Annotated in this window: 11 protein-coding genes; 4 read left to right on the top strand and 7 right to left on the bottom strand. The window is 68.4% G+C overall.

The features are described from left to right. Positions 1 to 542, top strand: a 542-nt coding sequence (locus tag IU476_RS31420) for a PucR family transcriptional regulator (protein ID WP_195105928.1), incomplete at its 5' end; no start/stop codon positions are given. A gap of 59 nt (positions 543 to 601) precedes the next feature. Beyond that, positions 602 to 1,174: a TetR/AcrR family transcriptional regulator gene (locus IU476_RS31415; protein WP_195105927.1), complete on the top strand. Its 573-nt coding sequence runs from the start codon at positions 602 to 604 to the stop codon at positions 1,172 to 1,174. Between the two features lie 5 nt (positions 1,175 to 1,179). On the opposite strand, the gene IU476_RS31410 is transcribed toward IU476_RS31415, so the two are convergent. Next, complete coding sequence (locus IU476_RS31410) at positions 1,180 to 2,055, bottom strand: class I SAM-dependent methyltransferase (protein WP_195105926.1); 876 nt, start codon at positions 2,053 to 2,055, stop codon at positions 1,180 to 1,182. 655 nt (positions 2,056 to 2,710) lie between these two features. Further along, positions 2,711 to 3,601 (bottom strand): imine reductase family protein, encoded by an 891-nt coding sequence (locus IU476_RS31405; protein ID WP_228824595.1) that lies wholly within the window; start codon positions 3,599 to 3,601, stop codon positions 2,711 to 2,713. A gap of 12 nt (positions 3,602 to 3,613) precedes the next feature. On the opposite strand from IU476_RS31405, the gene IU476_RS31400 reads away from it, so the two are divergent. Then, positions 3,614 to 3,976, top strand: coding sequence for a MerR family transcriptional regulator (locus IU476_RS31400; RefSeq protein ID WP_195105925.1), 363 nt, complete (start codon positions 3,614 to 3,616; stop codon positions 3,974 to 3,976). 69 nt (positions 3,977 to 4,045) lie between these two features. Here IU476_RS31400 and IU476_RS31395 read toward each other — a convergent pair whose 3' ends face one another. Then, positions 4,046 to 4,672, bottom strand: a complete 627-nt coding sequence (locus IU476_RS31395) for a TetR/AcrR family transcriptional regulator (protein ID WP_195105924.1) — start codon at positions 4,670 to 4,672, stop codon at positions 4,046 to 4,048. A gap of 98 nt (positions 4,673 to 4,770) precedes the next feature. Between IU476_RS31395 and IU476_RS31390 the strand changes: the two genes are divergently transcribed. Continuing rightward, complete coding sequence (locus tag IU476_RS31390) at positions 4,771 to 5,490, top strand: SDR family NAD(P)-dependent oxidoreductase (protein ID WP_195105923.1); 720 nt, start codon at positions 4,771 to 4,773, stop codon at positions 5,488 to 5,490. Between the two features lie 35 nt (positions 5,491 to 5,525). Here IU476_RS31390 and IU476_RS37260 read toward each other — a convergent pair whose 3' ends face one another. Genes IU476_RS37260 through IU476_RS31370 form a run of 4 tightly spaced genes read right to left on the bottom strand, consistent with a single transcriptional unit; the run spans position 5,526 to position 9,217 of the window. Further along, entirely contained in the window at positions 5,526 to 6,176 is a 651-nt protein-coding gene (locus IU476_RS37260) for an HD domain-containing protein (protein ID WP_369123139.1), read from the bottom strand. A 1-nt stretch (position 6,177) separates the two neighbouring features. Further along, on the bottom strand, positions 6,178 to 6,870 hold the full coding sequence (locus IU476_RS31380; protein ID WP_195105921.1) for a GOLPH3/VPS74 family protein: 693 nt from the start codon (positions 6,868 to 6,870) through the stop codon (positions 6,178 to 6,180). A gap of 17 nt (positions 6,871 to 6,887) precedes the next feature. Beyond that, complete coding sequence (locus IU476_RS31375) at positions 6,888 to 7,349, bottom strand: ribose-5-phosphate isomerase (protein WP_195105920.1); 462 nt, start codon at positions 7,347 to 7,349, stop codon at positions 6,888 to 6,890. Continuing rightward, the gene (locus tag IU476_RS31370) at positions 7,346 to 9,217 is read right to left on the bottom strand and encodes a dihydroxyacetone kinase family protein (protein ID WP_195105919.1); all 1,872 of its coding nucleotides are present in this window, start codon (positions 9,215 to 9,217) and stop codon (positions 7,346 to 7,348) included. The genes IU476_RS31375 and IU476_RS31370 overlap by 4 nt, the downstream gene beginning before the upstream one ends. Positions 9,218 to 9,226 lie beyond the last annotated feature (9 nt).

The following is a 9,226-nucleotide window of genomic DNA, read 5'->3' as shown; positions in this document are numbered from 1 at the left end:
CCACCACCAACACCACCACCCTCGCCCTCCTCTCCACCGACGGCGGCACCCTCCTCCTCCCCACCCACACCACCACCCCACCCCTCGACACCCTCACCACCACCCTCTCCCACGCCGCCCGCGTCCCGGTGACGGCCACGGTGGTCACGGCCGCGACCGACGACATCCCGGCGGCCACGGACCAGGCCCATCAACTGCTCGACATGGTCACGCGCCTGCAACTGGAGCCGGGCCTGTACCGCTTCGACGATCTCGCCCTCGAATATCAATTGACCAGGCCCGGACCGGGTTTGGAGTTCCTGCGCGGTTTGCTGGCACCGCTCGACGAGTACCCCGAACTGCTCCAGACGCTGCGGACCCACATCGCGCACAACCTCAACCGGCAACGCACCGCCCGGCTCCTGCACGTCCACACCAACACCGTGGACTACCGGCTCAAGCGCATCGCGCAGCTCACCGGCTTCGACCCCACCCAGGCCAGCGGCCTGTGGTACCTGCGCTCCGCGCTCGTCGCCCGCAGCTACACCACCACCCCGTCCTGACCTGCGGTGCCCCGATCGGCGCGTTGATGGCAGTCTCTGCCGTCGCATACGATCGTGGGGTGAGTCGATGGGAACCCAATGCGCGCGAGCGGCTGGCGCAGGCCGCGCTGGACCTGTACACCGAGCGCGGGTTCGACCAGACGACCGTCGCGGAGATCGCGAAGCGGGCGGGGCTCACCGAACGGACCTTCTTCCGCTACTTCGCCGACAAGCGCGAGGTGTTGTTCGCGGGCCAGGGCGTCCTGCGCGACCTCATGGTGGCCGCGCTCGAGCAGGCGCCCGCGACCGCGACGCCGCTGGCCGCGGTCGCCACGGCGCTGCGGGCCGTCGTGGAACCGCTCCAGGCCGATCCCGGCTTCGCCCGCAAGCGCCAGTCCGCCGTCAGCGGCAATGCCGAACTGCGCGAGCGCGAACTCATCAAACTGGCGATGCTGGCCTCGGCCCTGGCCGACGCCTTGCGACGCCGCGGCGTCCGGGATCCGGCGGCCGCCCTCGCCGCCGAGACGGGCATCGCCGTCTTCAAGATCTCCTACGAGCGCTGGATCGCCGCGCCCGGACAGCGCACGCTGCGCGACTTCATCGAGGAGTCGCTGGCCGAATTGCGCACGGTGACAGCGGGTTTGCCGGTGTGATGTGCTCAGCGGCTCGCCCGGAGGATGCGGATGGGGCGCAGCGACTGGGGCGGCGCGCCGTCGAATTCCCCGGGCCCGTCGAGATATCCGGCGATGAGATTCGCGGCGGCGTGGTCTTCGATGTCGGTGAAGCCGAGCGCGCGCAACTGCGCGGCGATGTCGTGCGGAGCGAAATAGCTGAACCAGGGTTCGCCGACGGCCGCCGCTCGCTGTGCGCGCGCCCGCAGCTGCGCACGATCCTCGTCGGTGTCCGCCAGGTAGTCGAAGACGACCTCCACCGACTCGGACTGACGGGCGATGTAGTCGAGGGTGGCGCGGGCGGCGTCGGGAGTCAGGTAGTAGACGACGCCGAGCCACACGAAGACGGCGGGTTCGGTCCGGCTGAATCCGGCCTCGTCCAAACGTGTTGCCAATGAATCGGTTTCGAAGTCGACCGGCACGAAGGCCAGCGCCTCGGGCCGGTCGATGCCGGAGGCGGCGAGGCGTCGGTGTTTCCACGCTTGGGTAGCGGGATGGTCGACCTCGAAGACCCGCAGGCCGGGATACGGATTGCGGTAGGCGAAGGTGTCGAGACCCGCCCCGAGGATCACGACCTGCCGCACGCCCGTCGTGACGGCTTCGGCCACTCGATCCTCCGCGAAACGGGCTCGGGCGGCGAAGAACAGGCGGCGGGGGCGATCGCTGACACCGAACCGCAGGGCTCCCAGACTGCTCTCGGGATCCGCTGCGGGACTGTCGAATTCGCTCAGCTCGTCGTCGGTGACACCGAGCAGCCGTGCCGCCAATGGATCGGTGAGAATCCTCGGCCGGTCGGCGATCTGGTGGTAGGCCCGGGCGTAGGCGGTCACGAGCGCGGTCCGACTGGGTTCCTGGTTGTCCATACCTGGAAAGCTACTCAGAGAAGCCACCCCGTCACCGTGACCCCGGCCACGTCGCACCCCTGCGCTATCGCGGGGTCTACCTAAATCGCCGCGCGTGGTGAATGAGGCCGCCCGCCACAGGCTTCGTGCGATGCCGACCGCCGACGGCCTCGTTCGTCAGGTCGGGATCAGAAAGCGCTGCCGGTACCGGGCAGCCGGAAACCGTTCCAGCCGGGTCCACGATCCCAGCCAGGGCCACGATCCCAGCCCGGACCACGGTCCCACCCGGGGCCACGATCCCAGCCCGGTCCGCGATCCCAGCCCGGACCACGGTTGCGGCCGGGACCACGGTTGTCGCCCCTCCCGCGATTGTTCCCATGCCCCTTGCCGTGCACCTCTTCCACCGTGACGGAGGCAGGCTGCGCGGCGGGCGCCTCGTCCGCGGCCGCCGGCCCCGCAAAGACGATCGCCGTACCAGCCGCCACCGCGACCACCGTAGCCGCCCGTACCGCCGTCCCCCGCGACCAGATCTCGGATTTCGCCATGCTGCACTCCTTTCCGCCCCGTCGAGATCACGGGGAAGCCGACCGGAACCACACGGGCACCCCCGTCGGCTATCTACTATCTACGTACGGAGACAGTAGATAAGTTGAGCCCGAACGGCAAGCTTCGCCCTTCAAGCAACAGTCGACTGCTCGAGCGCAGCCAGTCGGCCGAACCCGTCGGTTCCGTATCCGACGTCGATCGCCCGCCGCATCTGGGCCCGCACAGCGCCAAGCACACTGTCGTCCAGGCCCTTCGCGCGGACTGCCTCGGAGATCCGGTCCATGATCGCCCCGATGGCCGTGAGCGTGCCCGTGTCACCGGGGAAACGTCCCGCGGCGACTTGCTCGGCGAGCATGTCGATCATGTCCGGGAAGAAGCCGAGCAGCCCTTTCGCGTGCTCGGCGAGTTCGCCCGCGGCGATGTCCTCGGCGGCGGCGTAGGCGAACATGTGCACCACGCCCGCCATCGACGTCCACAGCATGTCCTGCAGGGACAGGTCGAACGCGGCGGCCCGGCCTGGTTCCGCGCCGAGGTAGTTCGCGTTCTCACCGAGCGCGGACAGCGTGATCCGGTGCGCCGCATAGGTTTCGCGCGACCCGCTGTAGTACAGCGCCGCCTCCGCCGTGCCGATGGCCTCGGGCGTCGACATGATCACACCGTCGAGGTAACCGATGCCGTACCGCTCCGCCCACGCCGCCATCGCACGAGCCTGCGACGGGGAGCCACCACAGAAGTTCACGAGAGTGCGTCCCCGCAAGGCGTCGGCGTCGAGAACCGACTGTGCCACTTCGTAATCCGGCAAACACACGATGACGAGCGGACTGGCCGCGATCGCGTCGGCGGCGGTATCGGCGATGGTCGCATCGAGGTCGGCCCCCTTACTCCGCGTGCGGTTCCACACGGTGGTCGGATGATGAGCAGCAAATGCGGCGGCCAGCGCATGCCCCATAGGCCCGAGTCCGAGAACGGTCACAGTGGTCATGCCGGTTAAGCTAAACCTTGACGTCAGCGTCAGAGTCAAGCTGGAGTGGACATGCGAATCGGCGAATTGGCCCGCCGCACCGGCGTCACCGAACGCGCCCTGCGCTACTACGAACAACAGGGCCTGCTCACCCCCGCCCGCCGCCCGAGCGGCTACCGCACCTACCGCGAAGAAGACGTAGCAGCAGTACAACGCATCAAAACCCTCCTCGCAGCAGGCTTGAACACCACCCAAATCCTGGAAGTACTCCCCTGCCTCATCGATGACAACGGCAACCTGATCCCCGGCTGCGAGGGCTTGATCGAAGGCCTCCTACAACAACGCACCCGAATCGACGAAGCCATCGACCAACTCCAATCCACCCGCACCAACCTCAACACCCTCATCACAAACAAGCCTGCGCACACAGAATGAATTGCCGTGCCTCGACGGCAACGTATTGGTCGTTATTACGACGCCGGAGCGCCGGCTTCGCCTGTCGGGTCAGTGAGCGGCTGGATACGGGCAGTTCGTGTGTTCCGGGAGTGTCCGGGTGCCGGTGGAGCGGAATCCGTCGATGAACAGGGCGAGGTGACGGCGCCATGCGTCGGGCGCGTGGTCGCGGGTCATCTCGACGGTGCATGAGATTCCCCAGACCACGAAAGCCAGATCGTCGACGGTGGCGTCGGCGCGAAGCCGGCCGCGTTCCTTGGCGTTGCCGAACAGTTCCGCCAACGCTGCCGCCGCTCTGTCTCGCAACGGTTGTGCGGCAGGAGATTTCAAGCCGCGGGCGGCGACCTCGTTGAACCCGCGGTCGCCGGCCTGGAGTTCACACATTCCCGTGACGTAGGAGACGAATCCGCGCCACGGATCGGGGTCTGCCGCCGCGTGTTCGGCGAGCGTGGCCAGCGTTTCGAGCCGGTCGAGGAATACCGCCTCGACGAGGTCCTGCCGGGACGGGAAGCGGTTGTAGAGGGTGCCGTTGCTGACGCCGGCGTGGCGGGCAATCTCCGCCATCGCCACGTCGATGCCGTGCTCGGCGAACATCTCCCGCGCCGCGTCGATCACTCGGGCCCGATTGCGCTCGGCATCACTGCGCAGTGGCCGAGGGACGGGAGCGCTGGAAGGCATTCCCGAATTCTATAACTTGACGGCATCGTCATGTTATGCGGTAACCTTCGAATCAACTTGACGGCACCGTCAAGTTACGGTGCTTTCGAGGAGGATTCATGACCGACACGTCCAAGACGATCGCGGTGTTCGGTGCGGGGCCAGGCCTCGGGCGTTCGGTGGCACGCCGGTTCGGACGGGAAGGGTTCCGGGTCGCCCTGGTCGCGCGCACCAGGGCGAAGCTGGACGCGATGGTCGGTGAATTGGCCGTCGACGGTATCGAGGCCAATGGCTTCGTGGCGGATCTTGCTGACCGGCAACAGCTTTCAGGTGTGGTAAAGGCGATCACGGACCGGTTCGGTCGCATCGATGTGCTGGAGTACGCGCCGGCCGGGCCGGAGTGGATGCAGCGGCGGGTCGATATCCGCGCCTGTGATCCGGAATCGTTCGAGTTCGGCCTGAATATGCTGCTGCGGACGCCGACGGTGTTGATCGAGTCGGTGCTGCCGGGCATGCTCGCCCGCGGGAACGGGGCCGTGTTGTTCGGATCGACGGTCGCGGCGAGTACGCCGGTTCCGCAGTTGGGCAACGTCGCGGTCGCCGCCGCAGCGGCACGGGCGTATCTGCACAACCTCCACGTATCGCTCGCCGGAACCGGGGTGTACGCGGGTCTGATTCAGGTGGCGGGCATGGTCGGGGGCAGTGAATCCGCCGAATACGCTGCCCGGCACTGGGATCCGGTGATCCTTCCGAAACCGCTCGACCCCGCCGACCTCGCCGAAGCCGCCTGGGAGCTGTACTCGACGCGGGACCGATTCGAGACAACCGTCGGGCCTTGACCGAACGGCCCGCCGAAACGAGCCGACCTTACGCGTCAAGCGCTTTCGTATCGGCCGATCGCCGCGGCCTTCGCTGCCGAGGCCGTGTCGGGGTCGAAGCGACTGGCTGTGGGAACGCGGAGCCCTACTTCGATCCGCAGACTCGGTGAACGGCCGCCCGTAGGAGTGGTTCGGAGCGCTCGATGGCGGTGTGTACGGCTGTTCCCGGGTGGTAGCGGTTCCGGATTTCCGCGAGACGTTCGTCGATGGTGAAATGCTCGCCGTTGGGGCCGGTGGTGATGTCTGCCCCACCAGAGCAGGTCGGTTGCTTGTGCGAGGCCGGGGAGATCGGAAGGCGGGCGGAAAGCGTCGAATACCACCATGTCTATTCCACGTACTTCGGCTTCGACGACACTCGCGGTGTGGTAGGCGACGAGATGACATACTGCGGCCGGGCGGCCTTGCGAGAGTAGGAAATTCGCGCCGTCGATGGGATGGAAGCCGAGCACTGGGTGGCCATATCCGACATCGTGCAGATATGCCGCCTCGACGGCGATCTGCCGCGCGGGCTCAGGCAAGGTCGGTGCCGCGTTTTCCACCTTGCGGCCGACTGCCAGAGAGTGGGCACGGCGGGACTCGGTGAGGGGTGACAACCACTCCGTCAACTCGAGGGAGGTCACCGGGTCACGTAGGCCGTGGCCGGGCATGTCAGCTTCCTGCGTTGGCGGCTGTGGTGGTGGCGACTATGACGGCGACGGTGACGGCTTGGACTTCTTGGACTGCTTTGCGGACTGCGGGGCCGCCCCATTCGCTTTCGCTGATTTCCTTGGCGCGGCGTTTGAGTGCTCGTTTGTCGGCGTCGGGGAAGAGTTTGGGGAGGAGGTCTACGGCGTGGAGGATGGAGATGAGGGCGGCGGTTCGGTCGTCGGGGGATGTTCCGTCGACGGTGGCGGCGCGGACTCGTTGTTCGATGCGGGGTTTGTCGCCGGTCGGGTTGGGTTTCCAGGCGGTGGTCGGGAAGAGGCCGAGGATTTTCGAAGTGGTCGAGGTGAATTGGCCGGCGTCGGCGAGGTCGTGGAGTAGGGCCTCGCGCAGGTTTCGGGAGGGGTTGCGCCAGGCGCCGAAACCGGCGACCTTGGCTACGGCGTCCTTCGGTTTGCGGCCGTCGGCGACGGCGACGAGGTCGGCGAGGCGCGGGTCGTCGGGCCGAGTGCCCGTGGCCACCAGGCGGCCCTTCTTGTGGCCGGGTTCGTCGGTTTCGGTGAGCCGCAGGGCACCGGCGAGGGTGAGTTCCACGATGGCCGCGCCGGCCAGCGCGGCATTCAACTGGGTACCGCCGACGCGGGGTCTGCCCGTGTCGTTGCGGTAGGCGAGCAACAGGAGATCCTCGGCGACCGTCATCCTGCCGACCTTACGCGTCAAGCGCTTTCGTATCGGCCGATCGCCGCGACCTTCGCCGCCGAGGCCGAGTCGGGGTCGAAGTGGTAGCCGAGCCATTCCTTGGCCAGTCGGCGGGCCAGTTCGAGGCCGACCACGCGCTGGCCGAAGCACAGGACCTGGGCGTTGTTGCTGAGTATCGAGCGTTCCACGGAGAAGCTGTCGTGGGCGGTGACCGCGCGGATGCCCGGCACCTTGTTGGCGCTGATCGCCACGCCCAGTCCGGTGCCGCAGATCAGCAGCGCCCGGTCGGCCTTGCCCTCGGTAATGAGGCGGGCGGCGGCGACCGCGACGTGCGGGTAGGCGGTGTGCTCGTCGGCTCCGACGCCCACGTCGATCACCTCGGCCACGCGGTCGTCGGCCTCGAGGTCGGCCTTGATGGTGTTCTTGTAGTCGAAGCCGGCGTCGTCGCAGCCGACCACGATGCGTAGTTTTCCGGTCATCGGCGGACTCCTTCCGCGGCAGTGTCTTTCAGTTCGGTGACCACCGTGCGCAGGCACAGGGCCAGGGAGATCGCGCCCGCGTCGGGGCTGCCCACGCTGCGTTCGGCGAGCGGACGCGCGCGGCCGACCCGTGGTCGCAGCGAGGCGGTCTCCTGGGCGGCGGATTCCGCGATTTCCGCTGCGGCCGACCAGGTTTCACCGCGTTCGACGGCCTCGAGGAACGGCAGCAAGGCATCGAGCATGGTCTTGTCGCCCGGTTGCGCGCGCCCGAGTCGCGCCACCGCCTCGTAGGCGGCCCGCACTCCCGCAACGATTTCCGCGTGACCGGGCACGCCGGAATCGCCGAGCCGCCCGCCCAGCGCCGTCAGCGCGGCACCCCAGAGCACCCCGGACGTACCGCCCGCCTGCGCCGCCCACGCCTCGCCCGCGGCCTTCAGCACACCGCCGGGACCGGCACCCCGGGCCACCGCCGCATCGGCCGCCGCCCGCGCCGCGGCGGTACCCCGGACCATCCCCCGCCCGTGATCCCCGTCCCCGGCCACGGCATCTATCCGCCCCAGTTCCTCTTCTGCCGCAACCATTTCCGACGCCACCGCACGCACAACCCGCGCGACAGCCGCACCACACTCCCGCGCAGCCGCATCAACCGCCGCACTGCCGCTGTTCGCAGCCCCCACGTCCATGCCGTCCGCCGGCGCGGCGGCAGTACGGTGACCCCCGGCTGATCCACGCGCCGAATCGCCCGCTCGCAGAGCCGTTTCGACGCGATCGTGGTCGTCCGCACCACGGGCACCGTTCACCGAGGCCGGATCCGAGCCGGTCGGCGACACCGCCGCCGCACTCACACGCGAAACAGCCTGGCCTACACCGGAAACAACCCCGCGACGGTACGCCGGAGTATCCGCGGGCGCGGTCCAGAAGCGTTCCAGTTCGTCGTCCAGCCACATCACCGTGAGAGAGCAACCGGCCATGTCGAGGCTGGTCACCAGTTCGCCGACTTCCGGCTGCACCAGGGTGTAGCCCGCGTCGCGCAGGAGCGGGGCCACGGTGCCCCAAAGGACGAACAGCTCTTCGTATTTGGTGCGGCCGAGACCGTTCAGGATTACCGCGATCCGCGTGCCGCCCCCAGCGGGACGGTCTTCCAGCACACCCGAGACCAGCAGCCGCGCGAGTTCAGCGGCGGACGGCAGCTCGTGTGTCGCGACCCCCGGCTCGCCGTGAATACCCAGGCCCAGGCCCATCGTCCCCTTCTCGACGGTGAACAGCGGCCCGGCGGCACCGGGCAGCGTGCACCCGTCGAAGGCCACGCCCAGGGTCCGCGTGTTGCCGTTGGCCAGCGCCGCCACCCGCGTCACGCCGTCGAGGTCGTAGCCTTCCTCGGCGGCGGCGCTCGCGCATTTGAAAACGGTGAAGTCCCCGGCGATTCCGCGCCGCCGGTCCTCTTCCCCGGCGGGCGCGCTGGCGATGTCGTCGGTGACGGCGAAGTACCGCGCGGCGATCCCGTCGGCGGCCAGCTGTTCCACGGCCAGGCCGAAATTCATCACGTCACCCGCGTAGTTGCCGGTGGTGAGCAGTACGCCCGCGCCGCTGTCGACGGCGCGGGCGACCGACGCCGCGTCCGCCGCCGACGGGGAGGTGAAGATGTTGCCGACCACCGCACCGTCGGCGAAGCCGGGCCCGACCACCCCGCAGAACGCCGGGTAGTGACCCGATCCGCCGCCGACCACCACGGCCACCTTGCCGGGCCGGGTGGGCGTCGCGCGCACCACGCCGCCGGGCACCCCGATCACGTATTCGGCGTTGGCGTCGAGGAATCCGGTCAGCATATCTTCGGTGAACGATGCCGGGTCGTTGTAGAGCCACGTCATGAGAAACCC

It is taken from the genome of Nocardia blacklockiae (assembly GCF_015477355.1).
GTDB classification, from domain to species: Bacteria; Actinomycetota; Actinomycetes; order Mycobacteriales; family Mycobacteriaceae; genus Nocardia; species Nocardia blacklockiae.
Note: the sequence above shows the minus strand (reverse complement) of the source record. Positions and strands in the feature narration are given on the sequence as shown.